Below are 26,719 nucleotides of genomic sequence, written 5' to 3'. Positions count from 1 at the left end.
ATCAGCCATCTAATCGTTTTCCTCATCGGTGCTAGTTGCTGATTCCGCATGAGCTGCCGCTCGAATCGTCGCCATAAAGGTTTCACCATACTTTTCAAGTTTGCTGGCCCCGACCCCTTTGACCGTTAAGAAAGCTGCGTCGTCTTCTGGCATCAGGTCACACATCGAATGAAGCGTCCGGTCAGAAAAAATCACAAATGGTGGTACGCCCTGTTCTTCCGCCAATTGGCGCCGAAGTGTCCGCAACTGTTCGAAGAGGGCACTGTTCTCTGGCACCGTCTGCTGCACCTTTTGGGCCGTCTTTCGGTGTACCGTGGTCGTTCCTTTAAGCACGGCCACTCCACTCGCTGAGACTGTCAGCGTTGGATACTGACCACCCACCGACTGCAAATAACCGCTCGCAGTCAAAAAATCGATCAGTTCCACGACACTCTTCTGTCGCTGCCCGGACATCAACCCGTACGTCGACAACGTATTGAGGTTCGATTCGCGGACCCGTTGATTATTAGCGCCCGTCAATACCTGGGCCACGACCCCTTTACCGAACCGGGAATGAAGCCTAACGACGCACGATAAGACTTGTTGAGCTGCCGTGGTGATATCCTGTGATTCCCGCTGATCAGTACAATTACTACACCGACCACACGGCGCGGATTTTTCACCAAAGTATTTCAAGATAAACTGTTGTAAACAGCCCTGGGTATTCGCATACCGTGTCATCACCTGTAGCTTCTGATACGCCAGGTGTCGGTGCTCCGTATCCATCTCCGACTCATCAATAAAGAAGTGCTGAAGTTGAATATCAACCGGTCGAAAAATCAAAATCGCTTCACTAGGTAACCCATCCCGGCCAGCCCGACCGGCTTCCTGATAATAAGCTTCCAAAGTTCCGGGGACCTGCGCGTGAATCACAAAACGCACGTTACTCTTATCAATGCCCATTCCAAACGCGTTGGTTGCCACCATGACGTCAACACGGTCGTACAAGAAATCCTCTTGGTTTTGCCGCCGAACCGCATCATCTAGCCCAGCGTGGTACGGCGTGGCCTTAATATCATGCTTTTGCAACAAACTCGTCAGACGCATCACTTCTTTACGGGTGCTGGCGTAAATAATCCCGGCTTCACCATGATTAACTTTCAAATAATCTAAAATGTAACGGTCCGTGTCTTGGTCCTTGACCACCGTCAAATCCAAGTTATCGCGGGCAAAACCAGTATTCACTTCATGTTGTGGATCGATCGCTAAGCGGCCGCAAATATCCGCAGCAACTTGCTCAGTTGCCGTCGCAGTTAAAGCTAGAACTTGCGGATGGGTCGGCAATTGTTCAATCGCCGTGCTGAGCGCTAAATAACTGGGACGAAAATCGTGCCCCCACTGTGAAATACAGTGGGCCTCATCAATTGCTAACAGTTGGATGGGCAACCGGCCCAGCGCTTGAATAAAATAATCCGAATCTAACCGCTCGGGTGCCACATAAAGTAAGGTATAATCCCCCGCCCGTAGTTCTTGAAGCCGTTCGTTAATCTCTTGGAAATCCAGTGAACTGTTAATAAAAGTCGCCGCGATGCCATTATCATTTAACGCGTCTACCTGATCTTTCATTAAAGAAATTAATGGTGAGACAACGACGGTCAGCCCCTGAAAAAGTAACGCTGGGATTTGGTAACATAATGACTTACCACCCCCAGTCGGCATAATCGCTAGGGTGTTTTCACCGGCCAACACTTGTTCAATCACTGCTTTTTGCCCCGGTCGGAATTCATCATATCCGAACGTGGTCTTTAATACTTGCTGTGCCGCCGCTAAGTCAATCATCACACGTAAACTCCCTCTTTGAATTAATACTCTCATTCTACCGAGAATACCGGCCCATGACAAGAACGCGCCCCGGTAATCACTAGGTACGTTAAGTCGCACTTGCGCCACGAAAACTATCAAAATACCGAAAAGTGCCCGTCCCTATTGATTTTATAGGAACGGACACTTTAAAGAGACCGATATCGATTAAACGACCATGTCAGATTGGCCATCAAAGGGCACTCGCCCACACAGTTTATATGTACAATGCTGACTTAGCCTTGCTTGGGTCGGCCACGGTGATCCACCAAACCTTCCATGCCGTGTTGTCGATATTTTCGTACCCATGTATAGACTTGTGGATACGAAACATTAAAATGCTTAGCGGCTTCTCGATAATCGTTGCAATGGTCCAGCGTATACTTTACGATCGCAATTCGTTCTTCCAGCGTTGCGCGTCGTCCTCGATCCATGACTCGGCCTCCTCTCATTCACTACTATTCATCATACCAAGAGTTCTCAATTTTTTGTAGCTTTTTCCCCGTGACTTGCCTGATTCGTTGCGATTTTTAATAAATTATTTCGAATCAGTCCAGCGCACCTAGCGCTCATCTTAAAATAAATTTGTTAACGCAGTTATTTTGCTTGCATTTAAGAACATATGTTCGTATACTCGTGTTGAGGTGATTAGCATGCAGTCAGAAAATCTAACCGTTAAGTATTTAAATAAAAGCAAGATATTAAAGTTGGACCCCTTTATGTTGTACTTACAAGTCACGCCATTAAAGGCGACCGAGCCTACGCCCATCAACTGCATCATCGTCAAGCATGCATTGACTTTATTTTACCAACTCCAACCTGACGCACAACTAGCACTCTACGGTCACTATAACACCAGGCACCAATTCGTGATTACCAAATTCATGGTTCGATCTGCAGTGCAAACACTAGCCAGCTAATGTACAAAGCCGCTAAAATATAAGTACTTAGATCAGAGGAGCTGTTGTCGATGATGCCAACGAACCTAACCTTACTTGAGCGTAAGATCTCAAATAACTTGAATTGTCTATACTTTGTCAACCATCCCGTTTACCGTATTCAAAAGGACCATCAATTAGCACTCGCTTCAGAATACAGCCTTGCCGGCAACGTGACCGAAATTATCTGTGATGAACAGCAGCGCTATCATATTTTATTCGTGGCGCGTAAAGAAATTGTCTTAACTGAAAAGAAGGTCGCTAAAGTAACCAATAACCAGCTCGGGCAGGATACCGTTCAATTTCTGGCGACGCTGGGATACCAGTTTCCCCCTGCGCAGCCGGCCGGTGAACTAAGCCAACCCACGATCCTACCTTCACCAACGGAATTGAGTGAATGTCCGACCGCTTACGTAATCATCGACTGCGAGTTCGGCACTCGCTTTCGTCGTAATGGCTCCGCTAAAGCCGTCAGTTGGCACGTCATCGAATCACCCGAATTACGGGCTAGTATCTTCCAGCTCAGTGCCATCGGTTTTTCCCATCATACGCAGACAGCGCCTTTTTTCAATCGTTACTTCGATGATCCTAACTTTTTACCTGACAAAAAGTTGGCCGGTTTATCAGCAACTGGCTTAACGACCGTCGCTTACGAGGCGCAAGGCGACCCCTTGACGATTCTAAAAGCATTCATCCAGCAAGTTATCCAGCCACAACTCCCCCTCGTTTTTTGGGATCAGACACAGGACATGAAACACATTCGATTATTACTAACTCAGTATTATCAGCAATTGACCCCCACCGAACAGCAGCTAGTCAGTCGCCCGGTCACGATTTTTGATGCCCAAGCCTATACGAATACCTTGATCAATCGTGGCAACCATAAGGTCGGTAGCCATGATCTGCCATTAAATGGCTTAGCCGCACTTTTTAATATCAGCAATCCACACCAGCATAACGCCATTTGGGATGTTCAGACAACTGAATTAGTCATGGTTAAGCTTGCTGAACTAACTCACCAAACGCCGGTAATCACTACACCGCCTGCACCGATCGCACTACCAGCTACGGTGCCAGCGGTGGTTCCGTCAATCCAGACGCCTAGCCCCACACCACAACATGCCAGCCACGCGCAAGTTCACCAGTTACGGGCACGTGGCAAGACTTACCGTGAAATTGCGGCGGTCACCGGTTTTAGTATTAGCGGGATTAATTATATTCTCAAAAAAGCCCGTTCTATCCCGACCCGCTCAGAAAGCGTATAATGATATTAATAGCTTAAAAGGAGTGTTTTAATATCATGGAAAAACGTATTAAAGGTTCATGTACCACGATTCTCGTCGGTAAAAAAGCCTCAATCGATGGCTCGACCATTATTTCACGAAACGATGATGGTCACGAAGCCCTAGACCCCGAACGATTAGTTGTGGTCAATCCCGCAGATCAACCCCGGCACTATCAGTCCGTCATTAGTAAGGTCGAAGTCGACTTACCTGACAATCCCTTACGGTATACTTCAATTCCCAACTCAATCTTGACCAATGGGACCTGGCCAGCAGCAGGGATCAACAGTGAGAACATCGCCATGTCCGCAACCGAAACCATCACCACGAACTCGCGTATCTTGGGAATCGATCCCTTCGTTGCCGGCGGAATTGGTGAAGAAGACCTTTGCACCCTAGTATTACCATACATTCACAGCGCCAAGGAAGGCGTTACTCGTCTAGGTGCCCTGCTTGAACAATACGGGACTTACGAACCAAACGGTATCGCTTTTTCTGATCAAGACGAAATCTGGTGGTTAGAAACCATTGGTGGTCACCACTGGGCTGCTAAACGTATTCCTGACGATGCTTACGTGGTTGCTCCGAACCGCATGAATATTGACGATTTCGATTTTAACGCTGATGATACCTTAGCTTCAGCTGACCTTGAACAATTAATTGAAGATTACCACTTGAATCCTGACTTTGACCGTGTCAACTTGCGGCACATCTTTGGGAGTGCTTCAATCAAAGATACGGTTTACAACAACCCCCGGGCTTGGTTCGGTCAGAAATACTTCACGCCGGACGTTGTGCAAGATCCAATGGAACAAGACTTACCATTCATCTGCCATGCTAACCGTAAGATTTCTATCGAAGACGTCAAGTTTGTTTTGAGTTCTCACTTTGAAAACACGAAATACGATGTTTACGGGAGTGGCTCTGAAGCTGACAAAACCCTTTTCCGGCCAATCGGGATCAACCGTAACCACGATGTGCACATCTTACAGATTCGCAACAACGTCCCCGCTGCTGTTGCCGGTATTCACTGGTTAGCCTTTGGTGCCAATACCTTCAACACGGTCGTACCATTCTATGCAAATGTCAATGACACGCCAGCTAGCTACAAAGATGCGGACGGCACCTTTAATCTCAACCACATGTACTGGTTAAGCTGTACAACCGCCCTTTTGGGTGACACCGACTACGACTTTTACGTGGATATGCGGAATAGTTACGAACTCGAAGCCATGAGTGCTTACCGTAAAATCGAGAATGATACCGACGCTGACTTGGCTAACCACCAAGACGTCACGGCCTATCTTGAAACGGCTAACCAACAATTGGCCGATACCGCGATGAAGTTACAAACTAAATTACTCGGCGATATGGTCATTGCCGGTTCTGAAAAAATGAAATTACGTTATAATTTGAACGATTAATTAAGCCCGGTAGCTTGCGGTTTTAGCTAAGATTTTTATGGTGAATTCATGAGACTAAACTAATTTATTTTTAATTTAGTGGTTTACAAATACCAGAATCGTGCTAATATAAATGTCACAAGATAAAAAACGGAGGAAAGAGGAGTACGATTAGTCAACCTGCCAGTGAATCGGGAGTGAGTGGAAACCCGACCAGAACTTGACTAATCCGAAAAACACTTTCTTAGTTGCTAACTGAAATAACCTCGTTAAAGTAGGATTAGCCGTTAACCGGTACGTTACCATCGGTGGTGTATGTTTGTACACTATTTTAAAGCTGGTTTACTGTAAGGTAAACAACTTGGGTGGTACCGCGAAAGAGTCTTTCGTCCCTTGATAATTCAAGGGATGGAAGGCTCTTTTCTTTTATCCTGTAACTAAAATCTGAACTTATTTTAAAGGAGACCACGCATATGCATTTAATTATTCCAAAGGATTACGATCCTAAATTATCCGTTAAAGAAACCCAACAGGCCATTCGTTACATTCGTGAAACGTTCCAAGATGAATTTGGGAAGCAACTAAACTTATCTCGGCTTTCAGCACCGATGTTCGTTGAAAAGAAAACTGGTCTGAACGATAACTTAAACGGTGTCGAAAAACCTGTCTCCTTCACTATGCAAGACATGGGTGATGAACAAATCGAAATCGTTCACTCACTTGCTAAGTGGAAACGGGTCGCTTTAAAGCGCTACGGTTTTGATATGCATGAAGGTCTCTACACGAACATGAACGCTATTCGTAAGGATGAAGATTTGGACAATTACCACTCCGCCTACGTTGATCAATGGGATTGGGAAAAAGTGATCAGTAAGGAAGAACGAACCGTTGAAACTTTGAAAGCCACGGTACGTCAAATCTTTAAAGTGATCAAGCACATGGAACACGAAGTTTGGTACAAGTTCCCACAAGCCGTTCACCACTTACCAGACGAAATTCACTTCTTAACCACACAAGAGCTCGAAGACATGTACCCTGACATGACGCCGCGCGAACGCGAAAACGCCATTTGCAAGAAACTCGGCTGTGTCTTCTTAATGCAAATTGGCTGGAAGCTTGATTCCGGCGAACGTCACGATGGCCGCGCCCCCGACTATGATGACTGGAAATTGAACGGCGATATCCTCTTCTGGTATGAACCATTAGACCAAGCTATCGAAATCTCAAGTATGGGAATCCGGGTCGATGCTGAATCAATGAAGAAACAACTTAAAGACGTGGACGCCGAAGACCGGCTTAGCTTGCCATACCACCAAATGATCTTGAACGCGGACGTCCCTTACACGATCGGTGGCGGGATTGGTCAATCACGGCTCTGCATGTTATTACTTGGCAAAGCCCATGTCGGTGAAGTACAAGCTGCCTTGTGGCCACAAGCCATGATCGACCAATGTGCCGAACATAACATTCATTTACTTTAATCTGATTTAAAATCCAACAAGAAGGAGTGATCAATATCATGGAAACCATTAGTATTATCAACGCCGCTGACCATGTCAATGAACAAGTTAAAATTGGGGTGTGGCTCAGTAATAAGCGTTCTAGCGGCAAAATTGCCTTTCTTCAATTACGCGATGGCACTGCAACTTTTCAAGGGGTAGCTCTCAAAAACGAGCTCGGTGAAACGGCTTTTGCACAACTGACCGACCTCGCGCAAGAAACTAGCCTCTGGGTCACCGGCACGATTCATGCAGATACCCGTTCCCCCTTTGGCTACGAGCTTGCCATCTCACAATTTGAAGTGGTTGGGACTAGTCACGACTACCCGATCACGCCCAAGGACCATGGTATTGATTTCCTGTTGGATCATCGCCATCTTTGGCTACGGTCATCGCGTCCCAACGCAATTATGCGGATTCGCAACGAGGTCATTCGAGCCGTTTATGAGTTCTTCAATGACCGCGGTTTTATTAAGATTGACGCGCCGATTTTGACCGGTTCCGCTCCTGAAGGGACGACTGAATTATTCAAAACTGATTACTTTGGTCAGGACGCCTATTTATCACAATCCGGCCAGTTATACGGTGAAGCTGGCGCAATGGCGTTCGGCAAAATCTTCACGTTTGGACCAACTTTTCGGGCCGAAAAATCCAAGACTCGTCGCCACTTAACAGAATTCTGGCAACTTGAACCTGAAATGGCCTGGATGCATCAAGATGAAAGTCTGGAAGTCCAAGAACAATTGGTGGCCTACCTCGTTCAAGCCGTGATTGACCATTGCCCCCACGAACTGGCCGTTTTGGACCGCGATGTTGCGACGTTGCAAAAGTACACCAAGCTCCCATTTCCGCGAGTTTCGTACGACGATGCTATTACACTACTCCAAGCGAACGGCTTTGACGTCGACTGGGGTGTCGACTTTGGCTCACCGGAAGAGACATTTTTGGCAGAACACTTTGACCAACCAGTCTTTGTCTTAAACTATCCCAAAGCAATCAAGGCCTTTTACATGCAGGCACACCCGACGCGCGATGATGTCGTCATTGCAGCTGACCTGTTAGCACCTGAAGGTTACGGCGAAATCATCGGCGGTTCCGAACGCTCAACAGATTATGACTACTTGAAGGAACGGTTACTAGCCAGCGGTCAAGACTTGCAGGATTACGAGTGGTATCTCGATTTACGCAAATATGGTTCGGTGCCGCACTCCGGTTTCGGTATGGGTCTGGAACGTTTTCTGGCTTGGATCACTTTGCAAGATCACGTTCGCGAAACCATTCCGTTTCCACGTATGTTGCACCGTATTTACCCGTAAAGTCGCTCCAACCTAGTGCTAGTAGCATTGGTTAATCAAAATTAATCGTGCATCCTTTAAATTCCCCACGCATTTTCGAATGTGTGGGGAATTTTTTATCTTATTTGTTGACAAGCAACAATATTCAAGATAAAATGTTGCTTGTCAACAAAATTAAGGGGCTGTTTAAAATGACAAAATTATTAATGATTAATGCTCATCCACACACGACCGTCCCCAGTGCCTCACTGACCGTTGCAGCGAGTTTTAAAACTGCGTATCAGCAAACCCATCCGAACGATGAGATTACGACACGCGATCTTTATCAGGACGGCGTTCCCGCTTTGAACGACACAACCTTCGAAGCTTGGCGTAAACAAAAATACGGTGAAGAACTAACGTCAGTGGAAGCTGAACTACTTAGCCGTCACGCCGCCTGGCTAGCTGAATTTCTAGCAGCCGACAAGATCGTCTTCGTTAATCCAATGTACAATCACTTTCTTCCAGCCGAACTCAAACAATACTTAGACTTAACCGCAGTCGCCCGTAAAACTTTTAAGTACACGGTCAACGGCCCGGTCGGCTTATTACCCGACAAACACGTCTTACACATTCAGGCTGCGGGTGGCTACTATCACCAACCTGATCAGCACAACCAGGTTGAAGCAGGCGACCCCTACCTCCGTGGCATGATGCAACTGTATGGGATTCAGGATTACCGAACCATCTTCATTGAAGGATTGGACCAATTTCCAGAACAGCGAGAACAGGCCATCACTGCCGCACAGGTAGCAGCAGAAAAACTCGCCGGTGAATTTTAAAACCGGTATAATAATAGTAATAAAAGCTAATGATTAATTGATAATTGCGCGCTAACCACCACGAGAACCAGTCGCCGTGACGCACAACTATCTAAGGGGGATCAATCGATGTCAATATCCACGGAACAGACAATTCTAACGCAGCTCAAAACGATTCGAACCAAGCGTGCTTCCACTACTGGTGAACAGAAATGGTTAAAGCAGCATATCACAGAAGCCAATCTACGCTGCCTGTTGCCGGATATTTCCATCGTTGGCCTACATTTATTATCTGAACTAGAGGCCGGTCCACAAACGGGCATCGACTTAGCCACTAACCTCGGCGTCACTCGAGGTGGTGTGACCCGGGCAGCCAAACGACTCGTAACGCAGGGCTTAATTGGCTCATTCCAGCAACCCGATGATCACAAAAAGATCTTCTACCGCTTAACGCCGAGTGGTCGTAAGCTGGCCCGCTATCATGATAAGATGCATGCAACCCGCAATCATCAAGCAATCACGCTCCTCCATGAACACTACTCACCAGCAGAACTTGCGGTGATTCAACGCTTCTTGGCTGATTTGACGGATTATGAAGCTTAATAAAACCAAAAACACCGCTACGACTAATGCGTTCGTTAGTCACAGCGGTGTTTTTGAATTTCTAATGATTAGTGATTTTGTAACCGATACTTGCGAATTGCCATAATCAATGACAACGTGTTGAGTACCAATGATAAACTGCTGAGGATCAAACTCGTTTTTGTAATACGCATGAGCGGCCTCCATTGATTGAATTTGTTAATTCTAGTTTACCGGTATTACGCACTAAAAGATACTAAAAGCACTAGGTGATTCGTGGGTTGTGCGATCAGTGGTTAATCATTTGACACGGTCTGTTTGGCCTGGGATAGCGCGTCCTTGACTGCGGCCTTGATGGCACGGCTCGATACAGAAGCGCCGGAAACTGCATCCACATCATAAGTGTTAGCAGCCACCATTTTTGCCGGCAATTCGGCAACTGCCTGACCACCAACTTCACCAGTCTCATGTTGTTCAACTACTTCAACATGAGTTAATTGTTGGTCAACATACGTGATACGAACCACAACTTGCCCACCAATGCCATCATTTGAGCGCCCTAAGTATTGGTGTTCACCAACTGTGATGTCCGGTGATGCTTCAGCTAGCAAATCATTGGCACCAGTCTGATGCACCGAAGCACTAGTATTCGCATCCGGCTTAGCCACTGCTTTTTCATCGACTAATTGTGTCGTTTCTTCCTTAGGTTTAGCTGCATTTTCACCAGCGATTTTTCCAAAAATCAGGCATTCAGCTAAATTACCACCACCTTGATACTGATTTGCACAAATACCGCCCAACTCACCTGCACCATACAAGTGCGGTATAGGTTGCTGATTTGCATCTAAAATTTCTGCCCGGTCATTACGACGTGGTCCCCCTTGGGTATTAAGTACGTTGTTTGTTAACTTAAGCGCATAATATGGCCCACCATCAAATGCCCGCATCGTATCAACCTGCCGATTAAACGCGTAGTCAGTACCAGACTCGACAAAATAATTGAAATCATGAACGGTCTTGGTAAGTACCGTACCATCAACTTCCATAACTCGTGCTAAGTCGTTTAGAGTAGTGGCCTTCACAACTAAATCGGTGAGATTATTAATCGGCGTATATTGACTTGCTAACATCTGTCGATACTGAGTTTCATCAAAAACCAGGTATGGATGGACATTTGTCCGCGGTACTCGCCACATTCCATGATCATAAATGTGACCGTGCCGGTTGGCTTCACTCTCATCAAAATACCGACTACCGTCATCAGCCACCGTAATAACGCTACCATGGTTAACTTCCGGCCAGCCTAAAATCAAGCGACCACGTTCACCTTGTGGTACGGCAATCGAAAGACCATGTAAAAATCCGAGTGATTCATAATTTTGCATGTGCCAAAAGTCCGCGCCAACTTCTTGGGCCATCTTAATACCAGCACCCTTATTAAACAGCGTGCCTAATGGTGCCAAGTGCTCAGCACCAAGGTAGTCCTGGATGGCTTGTTGATTATTTTCAAAACCACCACAAGCTAGGACTACGCCATTGGTAGCTCGAACATTAACTAAACGATGCTGACGTTCGATTTGGACACCGATAATTGTATTCGTAGTGGGATCTTGAATCAGATGTTGTGCCGGAGCACTAAGCCAGACATCAATCTGTTGCTGCCGATCTAACACTTTTTGTCGAAGAATTTTCCACAAAGCTGCATCAAAAATGCCATGATGGACGGTTGTAAAGTCATAGGATTGGACTCCATCAAATTCAGGAAACTCATGAACTGCACTGTCTAATGAAATTGGAGAATCAGCAGCTGTAAAATCATTTTTGACACTCACCGGTTCAACATTGAGATACTTTTGAACATAGTCGCGCATATTCGCCATGCCCGCTACGAAAGTATCAACCATACTATCGTCTAATTGCATGGGTGCCGTTAAGTTTTGATAATATTTTTTACCCTCATCAAAACTATCTACCGTTCCTAAGAGTTGGGCAGAATAACGGGTATTGCCTCCTTCATGACCATTCGGCGCTGCATCCGTGAGCAACACCTTCGCATGTGCATCCGCCGCAAACCGCGCTGCTGTCGCCCCGGCACCACCAAAGCCAATAACTACCGTATCATATTGATAATCCCATTTAACCTGATTCATTTTTTTGAGCATGCTGATCACCCTTTCAGAATCCATTTAACGTATTCTAAAGCACAATTGAAATTGATATTTAAATCACAAATAGAATCATTTTTTAACTACATCTGTATTATATAACCGCTTTCATTTTTATAGAAATAACAATCTGATTATCTATTATTACAAATGAGTAATGGGTTATACTTGATTTTAATAAGATTAAGCATTGAAGGTGGCGATTTTATGGAAAATAAATTGTTAGTATTTTTAGAAGCTATTCAACAGCACAATAGTATGACGAAAGCTGCACAAAGTTTATTCATCAGTCAGCCGTACATTAGCCGCACAATTAAAAGTGCGGAAACTCATTTTGGGACCCCCTTAATCGACCGCGGCCATCATCCACTTGAATTAACTTATGCTGGAGAAAGATTACTGACTTATTTGCAAAGTGACGCTCGTCTCCATCAGCGAATGAACACTGAGCTTAAAGAAATCAGTCAAAATAAGTATCAAAGTATGACGATTGGGATTACACCACCGATGGCTAATGCTTGGTTTAGTCAAACACTACCTGCTTTTTATCAACGTTTTCCGAACATTCGCACTAAAATACTAGAAATCACAACATCAAAAGCAGAAACGTTGCTAGCTAGTCATCAGCTAGACTTTTTTATTGGCAAAACAATTCATCAAACTAACGTCAAAACCATCCCTTTGCAGACAATTTCTTTGTCTTTAGTCATTCCAAAAACAGCCGGAATATATCAGTCCAATCAATTTTGGCGACCGTTCACCCCCACCATTCTTACAAGAATGACTGGTGAGCCTGTCATCCGCGCAGTCGGTGAAGCTCGCTTTCAAGAACTGGTTGACCATTACTTTGCCGATAAAGGCATCCAAACGATTCCACTCATTGAAGTCGATAACTCTCGCTTTGCACTAAGCTTGACACTTCAAGGACTTGGTAGCATTGTTCTAGCCACTGCAATGTTGGCAAAACTAGCCACTGAACCAGCCAAGTACCCTATCAATGCGTTCAAATTACCAACAAGCGAGCTCAGCCTTGATTTTAGTATTGCCTACTTACCAAGTCACGTGCTAGCTAAGCCGATTGCTTATCTAGTCGAACAAGCTTGTCAAACCTTTAATCCTGCGATTGATTTTTAACATAAAACGCAAACTGTCAGCATCTATTAAGCTAGATGCTTGACAGTTTGCGTTTTACTTTCAAAATCCATCAACGATAGTGAATCATGTTCAACCCCATCAACTGTTGCATTAGTTGCTCATTTTCTGGCGATAGTTTGATTTGTTGCTGCCGCAGACATTTGGAGATGTCTAAATTCATTCTGTCGAATACTCCCAGTACTGAACCAGTTCGTTGTTCCAATAGTTCCTGATAATAAGTTGCCAGCAGCTGTCGTAACGGTTGCTCATTCGTGGTATTTAGATTAGCAACTAAATCACTAATTATGCCCACAGCAACACGTGCCCGATCCTGCCCCCCGCTGTACCATTTCACCGTCATATCTGTTCGACTCCTTTTACGCAATAACAACTGCCACCATGGTCGCTGAACAGGTCTTCTGCTCAAACCTAATAACTCATCCGTTGAGACAGCAAATAGTTTGCTCAGTGCTACCAATAACTCTAAATCTGGATAACTTTTTCCTAATTCCCACTTGGAAATAGTTTGCCGTGAGACGTGTAACCGCTCCGCCACCGTCTTCTGGGACCATTCATGCTGTTGTCGTTGCTCTTTTATTTTACTGCCAATCACAATTTTCATCCTACCCGCTCCTCTATTACAATACTAGACTATTGAGTGCACCAATTCATTGCAACACACTTAAGCGCTACCGCAACGGTTGGTTGCAACCGCTCAAGATCAAGTCTCGGTATGAAAATGCTGATACAACGACTTTCCTGAAACTAACAATTCCACAACTTGTTGAGGATCATCAACCGTCACACCTTGTCGTTGCAAATAACTAACAAATTGCGGTAAATAGTCACTGGCCTTCAACGCACATTCTAGCTGATAAGTTTGAGCATTGGTCTTTAAAATCAATCGAAAATAATCCGGATTGAAATCAAATGGTGAAAATCGTTTGCGACACCGATAACTGATGGTAACCCGCTGCAGATCCGTATAGTAGATTAGTAGGCGCTGTGGACAATTGAACACAATTTGGCGAAACTTAGTCAATGTCGATGCAGCATACGTATGCAACTCAATGGTAGCAGGCTGAATCACCCAGTAACTATTGATTCCCACTGGAACGACCACAATCAATCCAACAATATAAAGTGATAAAAAGAGCCACCACGGCTGATAACCAAAACCAGTAAACAATAGACAAACAAATAGCCAAAATAATCCGAGACCCAGAAGTCGACCAAAGCTTAGTCGTCGACCAACAATATATGGCTTTGGAAAGAAAGCACTACCACGCACTAATTCATCCAAGGATAGATTATACAGATCCGACAGTGCCAGTAAATTATCGATTGACGGAATCGCCTTTCCGCGTTCCCACTTAGACACCGCCTGAGTCGTAACAAATAACTTGGACGCTAATTGTGCCTGTGTCAATCCATACTGACAGCGACGCGTTTTCAATAATGCTGCGAGTAACATTGGCTCGCCCCCCTTTATGATTTCAGCTTAATCCTCAACCACGATCAAACCAATCAACTCATGGTTGTTTAGTCACAATCATGTATGGTAGTCATAATTTGTTGAACTTCCGTGGTTAAATCTTGTTGCTCGCCAATTAAGACTTCGTTAGCAACGCCCAACGTATCATGTGGAAGCCACCACCGACGCATGTCTTCCACACCAAAATCACGATGACGCTTTTGATGACGCGCCAAGGTCGTGGCAAAGCTCACTTCAAAATAATAAGTAAGGACGCGTGGAAACGACTGACTAAGCCGCGCCAACATTTTTCCATACCGATCACGTGCTAAGATGCCTTCCACAATGACTACAGGCACACGTCCCAGCCCATAACACGCAATTTGTTCAATCAGACCAATTGAAATATTTCCCGGGTAATCATGACTCATCAGCATGTCGCGACGAACGACATCTTGGGACACTAGCAACGTATGATGGCCCACGCGTCGTTGCAACGCCTGCGCTAGCGTCGTCTTGCCACTCCCAGAATTTCCCCGAATAATCACCAAAGTTGTTTCCATCCACATGTCCTCCGCTCATTCCTGTATCTTAATCATACCGCACAGCTAACAAAAAACGTTAGCCAAATTGGCTAACGTTCGCTGATACTATTTGGCTTTACTGGCGTTACGTCGGGCATCATGTAAAATCTTCAATGCGCGTTTCCGCGATTTTAAGTTGGTCCCCCGTAGACGCCTGCGCGCACTTGCTAAATCTTGTTTTTCCATCATGGGTGCCTCCTGATAAATAGTAATTATTACCATTTAAATTATAATCAATCTTATGCTTACGTCAACTATTATGCAGCCAGCTGACATTGACAGATACAATTAGCTCCCAATAATTAAATTATCATTTATTAGACTAACGGCAATGACAATGTTACCCTTAAATTGTCAACGACATTATATAAGTATATTGAAGGAGTGGGGATCTTTGAAACCAAACAATGTTAATAATCAGAATAAACGTCACCAATCGCGATGGGTAATCACGAGCGCAACCGCCATGATACTGACAACGTTAACGATTGCCAGTCAGGCGGCGGCTGCCGACGATACAGTCACGACCACAACCAACGAACCGACCAACAGTCAGTTGAATACGAATACTCAAGTTAACGCTACTCAGGTCAATTTGAAAGCGGATACTTCTACATCAGTATCCACGATAAAATCCGACCAGTCAGCAGTCGCAGCCACGTCACCCACCACATCAACCGGAAGTCCCTCTGAGCACTCGTCGTCAGTGAACACCAACCCACAACAACAATCAGCAAATCCAGCATCACAATCTCAAGCAACTACCACGTCAGAATCAACACCGACCACAGATATTAAGCACCCAACTCAAACCGCACCAGCTCAAACAGCCTCCGCATCAACTACTGAACCAACTACCGAATCAAACACTGAATCAGCGACTGATAGTCAAGCTAAAGCAACGACAACCGATAATCAAGCTTCCAAGCAACCAAGCCAGCAAGCCGTACCCGCGTCGTCCAACTCCACTACCACCGAGGTGAATACTCAGTCAGCGACTAGCTCAGCGTCAACCGATGATAAAATTGTTACCAATGTAAACCAGGAAAAGCTGGTTTTGAAAACTAACCAACCAGTCGTCCGTGCCATTAGCCGCACCGCGTCAGAAAATATTAACGATTGGATGCCGAACACGTTATTGCAACAAGAGGTACTCAGTCAACTGCGCAAACAGAACCCAGATCGTACCTGGAACTCAGCTGCAGACATCACTAAGGCAGATATGCTACTACTGACCACCTACTATGGCAAGGACACTTATATCGACGGCAAGACTTCCTACTCATTAGAAAGACTGCAATATGCCACTAACCTTACGACAGTCTGGCTCAACAACAACTTGAACGCACCGTCTGGCAGTTACTATAGTGATGTCACTGATATTTCACCATTAGCCAACTTACAAAAACTCCAAGTGGTCAATATTCAGCAAAACCGGATCATGGACATTTCACCGCTCGCAAACTTAAAGAATTTAACGGAGGTCGATGCCGCCTATAACCACATTTCAGATTTTTCGCCACTTAAAGGATTTAAAAATCTGAAAGGCACATTCAGTAACCAATTTATCACCTTACCACCCGCCTATATTAGTGCAGATAATAATATTGCGACGCTGGCGATTGATTGCTATTTGCCAGATGGCTCTAAGGTTCAACTGAAGCCCAATAATGGCGTCGGTGAAACTGTTTTCTACAAAAACGGTCAGCTTTACGTTCGCTGGTACTTTAACGGTGCGGGCGGTGGTAATTACGACAGCAACGGTCATATCTACTACACGAATATGAAGCCCCAGCAACCCGGACTAACAGGTCCGACCTTTAACGGTACCACGGTTATTCCCATGGACGATTATTATTTCATGACCGCCGCTTCTGACGGTAACAACTTTGTCGTTGTCCGCCCGTATGTCTTAGCTGCCACTGCTGCGCCCATCACGGTCAAATACGTCGACGCGCTTACCGGTGAATCCTTAGTCACCACTGACCTCACCTTAAACGGAATCGTCGGTCAGCCTTACACGACTCAGCGCATTGATGACGAGCTACCAAATTATGACTTTACGAACATTGTCGGCAATGCCAGTGGTGTCTTCACGGCGGATGCCCAGACCGTCACTTATTACTATACTCGTAAGGACGCCGGCGACATTACGATTCACATGGTCGATACTAATGGCAACTTAGTCTACGAACCGCAAATTCTACCTGGAAAACACAATCTCGGTAACGCCTACAATTTAGATGCGCCAACCTTTGACCATTTTAAATTACAGCAAACTATCGGCAATGCGGCTGGCGTTTTCACGACTGATCCGCAAAGCATCACGTTTGTCTATGTCCGCTTAGACGCCGGTAACATTACGGTGAAATATCAAGACAAGCAGGGACACCAATTAAAGCCCGATAAGACAGTTTCCGGCTCCCAATCACTCGGCCAAACTTATACGACTGAACCACTAGGCATTGAAAATTACACCCTGATGACAACGCCGGCAAACGCCACGGGCACTTTCACAGACCAGGAACAGACGGTCATTTACGTCTATGTGCGCCGCGATGCTGGCCAGATCGTTGTTAAGTATCAAGATAGTGCTGGTAACCCACTAGCACCCGACAAGCTTTTAGACGGCAAAGAGCAGTTAGGAACAGCCTATCAAACGGCAGCCATTTCAATTCCTAACTTTTACCTAGTCGCCACACCCGCGAACGCCACTGGGACCTTTTCAACCGACACGCAAACTGTTATTTACCAGTATACGCGCTCGAATGCTGGCCATATCACGGTGAAGTATCAGGACGCTAACGGCACGACTTTAGCTCCCGACGACATCCTAACCGGTAACGGTCAGCTAGGTCGCCCCTACCAGACGAACGCCAAGACGATTGAAAACTATCGCTTATTTCAAACGCCAGCGAACGCTACTGGGCAATTCAGCGACCAAGCGCAAACTGTCATCTACGTCTACACTCGCGAGGATGCGGGTGACATCACGGTTCAGTATTTAGATGAAAACGGCCAGCAGTTAGCCGCCGATAACGTATTAAGCGGTCAAGGTCAATTAGGACAGCCCTATGAAACGTCGCCGCTGAACATTAACGGCTATACGGTAAAATCGACACAGGGTAACACGACTGGGACCTATACTGCACAGCCGCAACGCGTCGTTTACATTTACGAACGGACAGCTGGACAGCCGGTCACTGCCAAGTATCAGGACCAAGATGGTAAGTCTATTCATCCTGACGTTGTTCACAGCGGTTATTTGGGTGACAACTACTCGACCGAACAACTCGCTATCGATGGTTATACCTTTAAAACTGTTCAAGGCGATGTCAATGGGACATTTGGGACTACTGCGAAGACTGTGACCTACGTCTACGAACGGACGGCAGGGCTACCCGTCACTGTCAAGTATCTGGATGAGCATGGTAAGTCTATCCATCCTGACGTTGTTCTCAGTGGTTATTTGGGTGACAGCTACTCGACTAAACAGCTGGTTATCGATGGTTACACCTTCAAGGCTGTGCAGGGTGACGTCAGTGGGACGTTCGGAACTACCGCGAAGACTGTGACCTACGTTTACACTGAAAACACCCCCACGATTCCAGATACCCAAGGAACCGTTACGGTGCATTACGTGACCAAGGACGGCATTAAACTAAACGAACCAACCGTGCTGAGCGGCAAGACGGGAACCACTTATCAAACCGTGCCCCTGACGTTCACTGATCATGAACTCGTTGGTCAGCCGGAAAATGCCACGGGTCTCTTCACTGCTGATAACGTGGACGTCACGTACGTCTACCAAGCAACTGACACGGCTGGTACCGACGATATTATTGATCCCGAAGAACCGGAACAACCGACTAAGCCGGTTGAGCCAACCACACCCGAGACGCCTAACGAACCAGGAACGACCGTAACGCAGCCGGATCGTATTAAACCGACTCAACCAGCGGTAGCTGTAAAACCAGCAGCGACCGTGAAACCAGCGCTTAAACCCGCGGCCGCCCAGGCAAGTTTGGTCAAAACAACGAGTCCCGTCACTGAACACTCAGCCCAGTTACCACAAACCGACGAACAGACTGGCAAATTAGCGGTGATCCTAGGACTGTTATTATCCGTCGTCACGTTCGGGTTCTATGGTAAACATCGGCAATCATAGCGTCATTAGGTCTAACGAAAACGACACTTCGAAAAATGAAGTGTCGTTTTTTCTGATCAAAGGTGCCTATAATGAAATTAATCATTATAATTCCAATGAAGGAAGTCCTAATCGATGAAAGTCTATCTCATTCGTCACTCCGAACCAACTTACCAACAGGTCACTACAGCTGGATTAACTGGTTTCGGCCGTGAACTCGGCGGCTTAACCGACCGTGGTATTATGCTGGCACAACAATGCGCCCAGCAGCCGTTATTTGCACAAGTCCAATTAATTCTGTCGTCACCCTACACGCGTGCCTTACAAACGGCACTGGAAATCGTGCGTTTTAATGATATTCCACTAAAGGTCGACCTTGGATTACACGAGTGGCTGCCCGATAACACGGGTAGTCGGACTGATACCGATGAACAAGCGGCCACGGCCTACAAGCTCTATCGCCAACACGCCGGCAAACGCACCACCGCTAGTCCCCTCCCTTACGAATCGGCAGCTGAAATGAAGACCCGAGTTTTGGCAACTTTGAATAAGTATGCCGCATCTTACGATTGCATCGCCTGCGTCACGCACGGCGAGGTCATGCGGCAGTTTGGCGATCAGAAAGACGTGGATTATTGTGGTGTGCGTGTTATTGCGGTTGATTGACAATTCATAAGCAGTTGTCAAGCAATGGTCGCCTATAATGAACTATCAACCACTGTCAATCTAATAATAATCAGGCTTAAAAACTACGAAACAAGTGCCGACATTCGCCACCACGCCATACAGTCTTTGGTAAGTACTAGTATATCGCCTATATCACTCATAATGAAGTCATATGTCAATTTAATGGCTGAACACAACTTAAATACTGTGAAGTAGAAACGATTAACCATTTGACATGTTTACCCTGGCCTCACAATATATCATTGCTTTTAACAAAAACAACAGCTCAATTCGTAAATGAATTAGGCTGTTGCGTACTGTTCATAAATCTATTTAGAAAAATTTCCTTATCAGCTTGACAGGGCTGCCGCTCATAACTTGAAAGAAAGCTTAATTCAGACCTTCATTAAAAGGACATTATTAAATCCAGATACAAGGTATATTTTTCCAAGTTTGAAAATATGACCAGAAAAAGGTAGACTGACCAAATTTTCGAATTCACTAATTATAGCTCACTAAAAATTATCAATCAATAACTTATTAGTTTAAAACACGACGTGCAAAAGCTGGCATATAGTACTTAATAGCCGTTTCGCGTACTCCTTCTTCTGGGGTATAGCATGAATCATCATTCTATTCCTTCATATTACTATTACAACTAAGTTTGTGAAGACTGCGCCTAGATTTTACTTGGTATTCTTTTTCCTTTTGAGAAAATTCCATGTAAAATCAACTATATTTAGGACGATTACTATAAACTCAACAGTCCATACTGAATACCAATTAACATTGTAATCTGGAAATATCAGCTGAAGGAGTCCTGCAAATAATGGGATTCCTATGATGATAGTCCACATTGCTTTGTTGATTCTCATTGCCACCCCCACCCTTCTAATGCAGTGTAAACGTAGGTGTGGACTCTAAACCACATACCACCCTTTATTGAGTTAGCTGATAATACACCAACGATTGCTGAGGCAGCTATTGCAATGTATATGTTTTTAAATTTACCGGCTAAATAGCCAGCAGCACCTATTGAACCATTTTTAATGTTGTTAAGCGTACTCTTCTTTATTTTGATCAAAATATAATTCCAGTGTACTGAAACACTATTGACACCTTGATGATATCGACTTCTAGTTAGAGCCTCCACATTTTGGTAATTATCTTGATTATCTGGATCAATTAAAACGGTATTATTGCTATGATTGACTTCTACGATTTTTTTTGCGTTTTCAGCTGAATAAGTTTCATCTAGCATTTTGTTAGTTTGGGAAATCTGTGTGTTAATTTTTTCTATTTCCGAATTTGTAAAAAGATTTTCAGCCGTTTTATCTAAAACGAAAAACTTTCCTTTGAGAGTGACATATTTATTAGCTTTAGAAAACAAATCTGTTACACTTTCTTCTTGTGTAACTGCAAGAGAGATAGTGTCAGCTTTGACATTTGATAGTGTTAGAAAAGACGAGATCAAGAGTAACGTGGCAGCAAAAATCGCAAAACTTTTTTTTTAACACAATAATTATCTCCATTCGAATCTGAAAACAGTCATCATCAACGCCTTGACATTAACAAAATCTCAGAAAAGATTCAACTGAGCTTGTTCGTCGTTTGCACAGAAAAAGCACTTTAAACAGTAAATAGGTCAACTAAAATTTTTTTATCTCCAGAAGCTAGTAGTCACGATTTTAGTGACGGAAGGGTTTCCCCCTATGATTTTGTCATAATATTATTCCTGAAAAAAAGTCCGTCATATCTTAATTTCTAAATTGGATATACTCCGCCATAGGTACACAGATTTAATAACAAAAAATCTGTGTACCTTGAAGTGAACCCTTAAACTTGGACAACTTTATTAAGCTGCTTTCTGGGCGGTAAGTTCCCGATATTTTACCGGGGACTTACCGCCCAGTTTTGTTTTGATACGACGGTGATTATAGAAATCTATCCATTCAGTCATAGCTTTGATAAGTGCTACTTTGGTCTCAAACTGCTCATCTATAACTTCGACTTTCATGATGTAAAAGAACGATTCCATGGCGGCGTTACCGAGACAAGTCGCTTTACGAGACATACTTTGAAATGCACGATGGTCTTTAAGCACGATTTGCCAGTGATGATGCTGGTATTGAAATCCTTGGTCAGTATGAACGGTCGTGCGATAATCTAACACCGGTATCTGATTTAAGGCTTCTTTTAGAGGCTTTACGGCGAATTCAACGGTGGGGTGATTACTAATATTGAAAGCTAAAACTTCTCCGTTGAAGAGATCTAAAATTGGTTCTAAATAGACCCGCTCGTCTTGACTTTTGTTTCCGTATCGAAATTCACTAACATCGGCGACCAACTTCTGGTAAGGTCGATCTGTTTTGAAGCGCCGTTTAAGCCGATTAGGTGCGATCACACCAACGGTTCCTTTATAAGAATTATATTTCGCTTCTGGCGATTAAAAGCTCGACATAACCAGTCATGCTCCCGCATGATACGTAAGACCCGCTTGTGATTGATTTTAAAGCCGTAATCATGTAAAACATCAGTTATTCGTCGGTATCCATATTTACGAGTGTACTTCGGATCTTGTTGACGAAGCTCGTCAATGGCCTGAATAATTTGTGAATCGTCTAAGTCACGGCCACGATGTTCCTTAGCGTACTAATACGTGCTGCGAAGAATATGAACCGCTTTAAGAACTAGTTTGATGGAAACTTGAAACTCCGGCCTTAACTCGTCTACTAGTTCAATGAGTTCGTGTATTTTGACTTCTTTCGTGCTAAGGAATCGAGTTTTTTTAAGAATTCATTTTCAATTTTTTACATTTGATTCTCTTGTTTCAACTGTTTCAATTCTGCGGCTGGGGTCGGTGTTTTCGCTCAAGTCCCGCAATCCCAGATTTCTTGAAACGTCTTTCCCATTGCCAAATAGTACTTGGCGATGATAGGTCAAAGTGTAGTGCAGTCACTGGAAGCGAAGCTCGATTTTGTGTCTTCCAGTTTAATACATCGACTTTAAACTAACTAGAATATTCTTGAGACATTGACCGATCTTTCAGACCTTTAATGCCTCGCCGCTCAAACCGATGAACCCAATCCAGAATGATTGAATGCGTGCTAATGCCATACGCTCTGGCTAAAGCTGTTGAACCTTTACCAGACAAATATTCAGTAACGACCTTTATGCGAAAATCTAAATTAAATTTAGTCATAGTAAAACCCCTAAGATTGGATGTAGTGTCCAACCTTAGGGGTTCACTTTATGTTCAGCGTTTAAAGAATGGAAAGGCGATGCTTTGAACACCGCAGAATTTTCAATTTCTGATTTTTCCGGGAAAATCTCAGGCCTTTTTTTCCTAAGCGTTTGCCAGACTCCTTCAAGCACATTTTCAAACTGATCCGACATAAAGTATTTTCGCTGCGGATTTGAGCGTCGATTATTCAATTGAGTAACACTCTCCGCACTTAATAAATACACCATCAATTTATTTTCAATGTCGAGCGTTAGGAATTTGTTAAAATAATAGTCCCCAATTACAATCATCTGTGAATTATGACTCTCATTTAATGCTTTCCAATCCATCCGTGACTTTCCAGTATCTTTTAAATGTTGTCGTGTTCTTCTACTTATGTCGTTAGTTTCTCCAACATAAACTTTGAACTTAGGGTCATTACTACTGCGGCCAGAAACCTAATTTATCATAAATTAAATAGACTGTCGGATATTCAAATATCAGCTCTCTATTCTGCATATCTCTATGTAGGCTAACATTATAACCAGTATTTTATATGGAACAATTTCTACAACCGGCTCAATGTCGCCAATGTTTTCTTCAATTTTGTTGTATCGCATATCTTCATCCTCGTGTTAAAAAATCTATCTGGCTTTATTATACATGAAAGATCAAGGGACAAAAGAGCTTACAACACAAACTAAAAAGGTAGCCCGCGCTGAAACGTCCAGCACCGAACCACCTTTATAACGAATATTAACTTATTTTACAACTTCCGCGACCGCCGCATTCACCGCATCACGTTCATCCTCAACTAAGGCAACGCGACTGGCGATTACCTTCGTATCCATCTTAATTTCACGCGTTAAACCAGGCGTATTGATTTTTGGTTCAAAGAACGCCTTGAATTCTGCTAAACGTTCAGCCGTATGGAAGACCCGGGAAATGACGGTGATGTAAGTGGTAAATTCCATGTCACCACCAACCGTGGCTTCCAACCATGACCATTCGTCGCGAATCCAATCCCAAGCTGCTTGTTCACCAGCTGGATTAGCCAAGACGCCGCGGAACCAGGCCCGCAAGTCTTGTGGCTTAATCGTATCCGCATCTTCAAACTTCACAACTAACTGTTTGATTAATTCGGGGTCCGTAGTTGCGGTCAATGCGTCACAAATGTCAGCCTTGTAACTAGCATCGGCTGTCTGCCGTGACGCCGTCAATAAACTATCGAATAAGTCCTTACTACCAAAGTTCTTGACTTCATTCCGTAAAATGAAGACCCGCACATCGGCTGGTAAGGTCGCTAACTTATCACGGTTACCTTCGAATAATTCATGGGCAGCCAATACGGCCGCGCTATTCTTGGCGTACAAAGCCGCACTCAAGACGTATGGCCGCGTCAACTGATCATCGTTGGATTCACCAGCTTGTGGCAACCACCCTAACCGTTTAACCTGAGCGGCACTCAATTGGTCAAATAACGTTTGTAAATGCTTTTCTTCATCAGAATCTGGCGTAACAAACTTACGTAAGTTACCCGCAACTTGGTACAACGCTGCGTTAACGACCGTTGAATGGCTGGCTGCAAACCGACTTAATAATGGCACAACGGCTGCGTATGAGATTTGACGACCTTCTGCTAATAAGCGTAAGTCTTGTAACAACTGTAACTGGTCAATAGCCGTTAAGTCATCAACATGCGCTAGAATATCATCCAATAACGTTTGGTCATACTTGACGATGAAGTGGGAGTTATTCCCAACGTTCAAGCGGAATGGTTGCCCACTCGCATCACGTAATTTGGCATAATCGCCGACCGTCACAGCTTGGTCCTTCATAATCGCCGGTGCCGCCTCATAGTTGCTATTCAACGGAATCTGCCATTGACGACCGACTTCTTCACCTTCACCGATGAAGAACTGTTGTTGTGACAAGGTCAACTGACCGTCAACAACCGCTGCCGTGACCACTGGATAGCCAGGTTGTTCCAGCCATGAATGCATGATGTCCCCAACTTGCATCCCAGAAGCATCCGCTAAGGCGTTCCACAAGTCATCACCTTTGGCATTACCATATTTATGATTGATAAAGTACTGCTTCAAACCTGCTCGTAAGGCATCATCACCAACTAAGGCCCGTGCCATTACTAACATCCGCGCACCCTTAGCGTAGACAATCGCACCGTCAAAAATCGAGTCGATTTCGGCCGGATCTTCCACCTGAACGTGGACTGACTGAACCCCATCCGTGGCATCCCGTTGAAGCGCCATTGATGCTTCGGACGTTTGGAAAGTTTCCCAAATATGCCAGTCTGGTTCTAAGGCATCCGTCGCCACATATTCCATCATGTTGGCGAAACTTTCATTTAACCAGAGGTCATCCCACCACTTCATCGTAACCAAATCACCGAACCATTGATGGGCAAGTTCATGGGCAATCACCGTGGCGACCCGTTGTTTCGTTTCGAGGGCCGTGTTGTCAGGATCTAATAGTAAGTAGGCTTCCCGATAAGTAACTAAGCCCCAGTTTTCCATCGCACCAGCTGAGAAGTCTGGTAAGGCCAATTGCCATGAGTGTGGCAATGGATATGGCGTCTGATAAAAATCTTCATAAAATTCGATTGAGCGCTTAGCAATGTCCAAAGCAAAGTCGAGCTCGTTAGCCTTGTGGGCCTTAGTACCGAAAACACCGATGGTCACGCCACTCTTGGTCTTCGTCTGCTTGCCTTGTAATTCACCAAAGGCAAACGCAATCAAGTAAGTCGACATCCGCACCGTGGTTTCAAAGTAATGCACCCCATCGGCTTCATGATCTTCGGGCATGTTGCTTAAGATTGTTTCACCATCATGTTCATCGTACTTGATGGCAAGATCAAAAGTCGCTTTAGCTTCTGGTTCATCGACACACGGAAAGGCTTGCCGGGCCGCGGTCGTTTCAAACTGCGTCCCGATTAGTTCTTTCTTCACACCGTTGACTTCGTAATATGATGGGTAGATACCCATCATCGTGTCCGTCAATTTGGCGCTGTACGTAATCGTCAAAGTTGTTTGACCGGCCTTGGCAAGTTCAATTCGAATTCCTTGAATCGCATCATCCACAGTAAAGGGCACGTCCGCACCATCGGCTTGGACACCAGCAATGGTCAAACCATTCTGATGAATCAGCACTTCCTGCGCCTTAGCATCCCCGGTAATCGTTGACTTCCCCGAAATCAGCTTATCCGCCCGGTTAATATTGATATAAAGATCGTAATGTTCTGGTTGAAATGTTTCGTAAAAATGAGTTGTGGTTGCCATATTATTCTCCTCGTTTTTTAAGAATATATTCATTATACGACAATTATCACTTTAATGCCGTATTCACGTTGCCAAGACAAATAAAAAAGTGTTGGCTCTTACCAACACTTTTCATGAAGCACTTAGCCCCGATCGTCTACAATATCAATTCGATAGTGAACTCGATTTTGTGCACCACTTTCGATATTTTCAATAACTAAGTCATACACTTGATTGCGATCATACGGCTGATCCACTAAGGTGAGATTGGCTCGCCATATTCTCTTTTCAACTTGGGTATCCTTACTATTTGCATTAATCAGGATTTGCCCTGAAATTTGATGATTATTTTTATCCGGCGAATTTACAATTGAAATGCAACACAAAGTAAAAAAATAAACCCATACCGGGT

General features: G+C 44.6%; 23 protein-coding genes and 2 pseudogenes. 10 read left to right on the top strand and 15 right to left on the bottom strand.

The window, feature by feature from the left end; translation table 11 throughout:
• Nucleotides 1–9: 9 nt before the first annotated feature.
• Together recQ and MMY95_RS09730 are read right to left on the bottom strand one after the other, a co-directional pair.
• Nucleotides 10–1,818, bottom strand: coding sequence for a DNA helicase RecQ (gene recQ / locus MMY95_RS09735; RefSeq protein WP_053267245.1), 1,809 nt, complete (start codon nucleotides 1,816–1,818; stop codon nucleotides 10–12).
• Nucleotides 1,819–2,075: 257 nt separating this feature from the next.
• Nucleotides 2,076–2,273, bottom strand: a complete 198-nt coding sequence (locus MMY95_RS09730; protein WP_003641200.1) for a helix-turn-helix domain-containing protein — start codon at nucleotides 2,271–2,273, stop codon at nucleotides 2,076–2,078.
• Between the two features lie 219 nt (nucleotides 2,274–2,492).
• Between MMY95_RS09730 and MMY95_RS09725 the strand changes: the two genes are divergently transcribed.
• The 7 genes from MMY95_RS09725 (at nucleotide 2,493) to MMY95_RS09695 (ending at nucleotide 9,660) form a co-directional block, all read left to right on the top strand.
• Nucleotides 2,493–2,759: a hypothetical protein gene (locus MMY95_RS09725; protein ID WP_003644064.1), complete on the top strand. Its 267-nt coding sequence runs from the start codon at nucleotides 2,493–2,495 to the stop codon at nucleotides 2,757–2,759.
• A 50-nt stretch (nucleotides 2,760–2,809) separates the two neighbouring features.
• Nucleotides 2,810–4,042, top strand: a complete 1,233-nt coding sequence (locus MMY95_RS09720; RefSeq protein WP_003645742.1) for a hypothetical protein — start codon at nucleotides 2,810–2,812, stop codon at nucleotides 4,040–4,042.
• Nucleotides 4,043–4,077: 35 nt separating this feature from the next.
• Nucleotides 4,078–5,484 carry a C69 family dipeptidase gene (locus tag MMY95_RS09715; protein WP_003641197.1) on the top strand — a complete coding sequence of 469 codons (1,407 nt, stop codon included), beginning with the start codon at nucleotides 4,078–4,080 and terminating at the stop codon, nucleotides 5,482–5,484.
• A 452-nt stretch (nucleotides 5,485–5,936) separates the two neighbouring features.
• Complete coding sequence (asnA, locus tag MMY95_RS09710; RefSeq protein ID WP_003641196.1) at nucleotides 5,937–6,944, top strand: aspartate--ammonia ligase; 1,008 nt, start codon at nucleotides 5,937–5,939, stop codon at nucleotides 6,942–6,944.
• Between the two features lie 38 nt (nucleotides 6,945–6,982).
• Complete coding sequence (gene asnS / locus MMY95_RS09705) at nucleotides 6,983–8,278, top strand: asparagine--tRNA ligase (protein WP_003645743.1); 1,296 nt, start codon at nucleotides 6,983–6,985, stop codon at nucleotides 8,276–8,278.
• Between the two features lie 170 nt (nucleotides 8,279–8,448).
• Nucleotides 8,449–9,078 carry an FMN-dependent NADH-azoreductase gene (locus tag MMY95_RS09700; RefSeq protein WP_003644060.1) on the top strand — a complete coding sequence of 210 codons (630 nt, stop codon included), beginning with the start codon at nucleotides 8,449–8,451 and terminating at the stop codon, nucleotides 9,076–9,078.
• A 108-nt stretch (nucleotides 9,079–9,186) separates the two neighbouring features.
• The gene (locus MMY95_RS09695) at nucleotides 9,187–9,660 is read left to right on the top strand and encodes a MarR family transcriptional regulator (protein ID WP_021357441.1); all 474 of its coding nucleotides are present in this window, start codon (nucleotides 9,187–9,189) and stop codon (nucleotides 9,658–9,660) included.
• A gap of 275 nt (nucleotides 9,661–9,935) precedes the next feature.
• Here MMY95_RS09695 and MMY95_RS09690 read toward each other — a convergent pair whose 3' ends face one another.
• Complete coding sequence (locus MMY95_RS09690) at nucleotides 9,936–11,825, bottom strand: FAD-binding protein (protein ID WP_045352123.1); 1,890 nt, start codon at nucleotides 11,823–11,825, stop codon at nucleotides 9,936–9,938.
• Between the two features lie 186 nt (nucleotides 11,826–12,011).
• Here MMY95_RS09690 and MMY95_RS09685 point away from each other — a divergent pair, with 186 nt between their 5' ends.
• The gene (locus MMY95_RS09685) at nucleotides 12,012–12,938 is read left to right on the top strand and encodes a LysR family transcriptional regulator (protein WP_021357439.1); all 927 of its coding nucleotides are present in this window, start codon (nucleotides 12,012–12,014) and stop codon (nucleotides 12,936–12,938) included.
• Between the two features lie 70 nt (nucleotides 12,939–13,008).
• Here the strand turns inward: MMY95_RS09685 and MMY95_RS09680 are convergent, their stop codons facing one another.
• The 4 genes from MMY95_RS09680 to MMY95_RS09665 form a co-directional block, all read right to left on the bottom strand.
• Nucleotides 13,009–13,560 carry a helix-turn-helix domain-containing protein gene (locus MMY95_RS09680; RefSeq protein ID WP_021357438.1) on the bottom strand — a complete coding sequence of 184 codons (552 nt, stop codon included), beginning with the start codon at nucleotides 13,558–13,560 and terminating at the stop codon, nucleotides 13,009–13,011.
• Between the two features lie 99 nt (nucleotides 13,561–13,659).
• Entirely contained in the window at nucleotides 13,660–14,412 is a 753-nt protein-coding gene (locus tag MMY95_RS09675; protein WP_021357437.1) for a helix-turn-helix transcriptional regulator, read from the bottom strand.
• 68 nt (nucleotides 14,413–14,480) lie between these two features.
• On the bottom strand, nucleotides 14,481–14,975 hold the full coding sequence (locus MMY95_RS09670; RefSeq protein WP_003644055.1) for a kinase: 495 nt from the start codon (nucleotides 14,973–14,975) through the stop codon (nucleotides 14,481–14,483).
• A gap of 87 nt (nucleotides 14,976–15,062) precedes the next feature.
• Entirely contained in the window at nucleotides 15,063–15,182 is a 120-nt protein-coding gene (locus tag MMY95_RS09665; RefSeq protein WP_003645748.1) for a putative metal homeostasis protein, read from the bottom strand.
• 208 nt (nucleotides 15,183–15,390) lie between these two features.
• Between MMY95_RS09665 and MMY95_RS09660 the strand changes: the two genes are divergently transcribed.
• On the top strand, nucleotides 15,391–19,164 hold the full coding sequence (locus MMY95_RS09660) for a MucBP domain-containing protein (RefSeq protein ID WP_202861297.1): 3,774 nt from the start codon (nucleotides 15,391–15,393) through the stop codon (nucleotides 19,162–19,164).
• A 114-nt stretch (nucleotides 19,165–19,278) separates the two neighbouring features.
• Nucleotides 19,279–19,809, top strand: coding sequence for a histidine phosphatase family protein (locus MMY95_RS09655; RefSeq protein WP_053267329.1), 531 nt, complete (start codon nucleotides 19,279–19,281; stop codon nucleotides 19,807–19,809).
• An 871-nt stretch (nucleotides 19,810–20,680) separates the two neighbouring features.
• Here MMY95_RS09655 and MMY95_RS09650 read toward each other — a convergent pair.
• From MMY95_RS09650 to MMY95_RS09615, 8 genes and pseudogenes are all read right to left on the bottom strand, one after another.
• Nucleotides 20,681–21,199, bottom strand: a complete 519-nt coding sequence (locus MMY95_RS09650) for a hypothetical protein (RefSeq protein WP_087509813.1) — start codon at nucleotides 21,197–21,199, stop codon at nucleotides 20,681–20,683.
• Between the two features lie 465 nt (nucleotides 21,200–21,664).
• Nucleotides 21,665–22,231 (bottom strand): annotated as a pseudogene (locus tag MMY95_RS09645) (IS3 family transposase); the annotation flags it as partial.
• A gap of 50 nt (nucleotides 22,232–22,281) precedes the next feature.
• Nucleotides 22,282–22,380 (bottom strand): annotated as a pseudogene (locus MMY95_RS09640) (IS3 family transposase); the annotation flags it as partial.
• Between the two features lie 268 nt (nucleotides 22,381–22,648).
• Complete coding sequence (locus tag MMY95_RS09635; protein WP_225914134.1) at nucleotides 22,649–22,768, bottom strand: hypothetical protein; 120 nt, start codon at nucleotides 22,766–22,768, stop codon at nucleotides 22,649–22,651.
• A gap of 51 nt (nucleotides 22,769–22,819) precedes the next feature.
• On the bottom strand, nucleotides 22,820–23,011 hold the full coding sequence (locus MMY95_RS09630; protein ID WP_021355871.1) for a helix-turn-helix domain-containing protein: 192 nt from the start codon (nucleotides 23,009–23,011) through the stop codon (nucleotides 22,820–22,822).
• A 35-nt stretch (nucleotides 23,012–23,046) separates the two neighbouring features.
• Nucleotides 23,047–23,382, bottom strand: coding sequence for a hypothetical protein (locus MMY95_RS09625; RefSeq protein WP_053267331.1), 336 nt, complete (start codon nucleotides 23,380–23,382; stop codon nucleotides 23,047–23,049).
• 411 nt (nucleotides 23,383–23,793) lie between these two features.
• On the bottom strand, nucleotides 23,794–26,328 hold the full coding sequence (locus MMY95_RS09620; RefSeq protein WP_047672916.1) for a M1 family metallopeptidase: 2,535 nt from the start codon (nucleotides 26,326–26,328) through the stop codon (nucleotides 23,794–23,796).
• A gap of 122 nt (nucleotides 26,329–26,450) precedes the next feature.
• The coding region (locus tag MMY95_RS09615; RefSeq protein ID WP_241277620.1) for a hypothetical protein at nucleotides 26,451–26,719 on the bottom strand (269 nt) is incomplete at its 5' end.

It is taken from the genome of Lactiplantibacillus sp. ME-2 (assembly GCF_022549155.1).
Classification (GTDB): Bacteria; Bacillota; Bacilli; order Lactobacillales; family Lactobacillaceae; genus Lactiplantibacillus; species Lactiplantibacillus plantarum.
The sequence above is the reverse complement of the archived record's forward strand: the minus strand, read 5'-3'. Positions and strand labels throughout refer to the sequence as shown.

Coding starts and splice junctions, on each gene's coding strand:
- recQ (WP_053267245.1), bottom strand. CDS start 1,818: ATGATTGACTTAGCGGCGGCACAGCAAGTATTAAAGACCACGTTCGGA.
- MMY95_RS09730 (WP_003641200.1), bottom strand. CDS start 2,273: ATGGATCGAGGACGACGCGCAACGCTGGAAGAACGAATTGCGATCGTA.
- MMY95_RS09725 (WP_003644064.1), top strand. CDS start 2,493: ATGCAGTCAGAAAATCTAACCGTTAAGTATTTAAATAAAAGCAAGATA.
- MMY95_RS09720 (WP_003645742.1), top strand. CDS start 2,810: ATGATGCCAACGAACCTAACCTTACTTGAGCGTAAGATCTCAAATAAC.
- MMY95_RS09715 (WP_003641197.1), top strand. CDS start 4,078: ATGGAAAAACGTATTAAAGGTTCATGTACCACGATTCTCGTCGGTAAA.
- asnA (WP_003641196.1), top strand. CDS start 5,937: ATGCATTTAATTATTCCAAAGGATTACGATCCTAAATTATCCGTTAAA.
- asnS (WP_003645743.1), top strand. CDS start 6,983: ATGGAAACCATTAGTATTATCAACGCCGCTGACCATGTCAATGAACAA.
- MMY95_RS09700 (WP_003644060.1), top strand. CDS start 8,449: ATGACAAAATTATTAATGATTAATGCTCATCCACACACGACCGTCCCC.
- MMY95_RS09695 (WP_021357441.1), top strand. CDS start 9,187: ATGTCAATATCCACGGAACAGACAATTCTAACGCAGCTCAAAACGATT.
- MMY95_RS09690 (WP_045352123.1), bottom strand. CDS start 11,825: ATGGATTCTGAAAGGGTGATCAGCATGCTCAAAAAAATGAATCAGGTT.
- MMY95_RS09685 (WP_021357439.1), top strand. CDS start 12,012: ATGGAAAATAAATTGTTAGTATTTTTAGAAGCTATTCAACAGCACAAT.
- MMY95_RS09680 (WP_021357438.1), bottom strand. CDS start 13,560: ATGAAAATTGTGATTGGCAGTAAAATAAAAGAGCAACGACAACAGCAT.
- MMY95_RS09675 (WP_021357437.1), bottom strand. CDS start 14,412: ATGTTACTCGCAGCATTATTGAAAACGCGTCGCTGTCAGTATGGATTG.
- MMY95_RS09670 (WP_003644055.1), bottom strand. CDS start 14,975: ATGGAAACAACTTTGGTGATTATTCGGGGAAATTCTGGGAGTGGCAAG.
- MMY95_RS09665 (WP_003645748.1), bottom strand. CDS start 15,182: ATGGAAAAACAAGATTTAGCAAGTGCGCGCAGGCGTCTACGGGGGACC.
- MMY95_RS09655 (WP_053267329.1), top strand. CDS start 19,279: ATGAAAGTCTATCTCATTCGTCACTCCGAACCAACTTACCAACAGGTC.
- MMY95_RS09630 (WP_021355871.1), bottom strand. CDS start 23,011: ATGACTAAATTTAATTTAGATTTTCGCATAAAGGTCGTTACTGAATAT.
- MMY95_RS09625 (WP_053267331.1), bottom strand. CDS start 23,382: ATGGATTGGAAAGCATTAAATGAGAGTCATAATTCACAGATGATTGTA.
- MMY95_RS09620 (WP_047672916.1), bottom strand. CDS start 26,328: ATGGCAACCACAACTCATTTTTACGAAACATTTCAACCAGAACATTAC.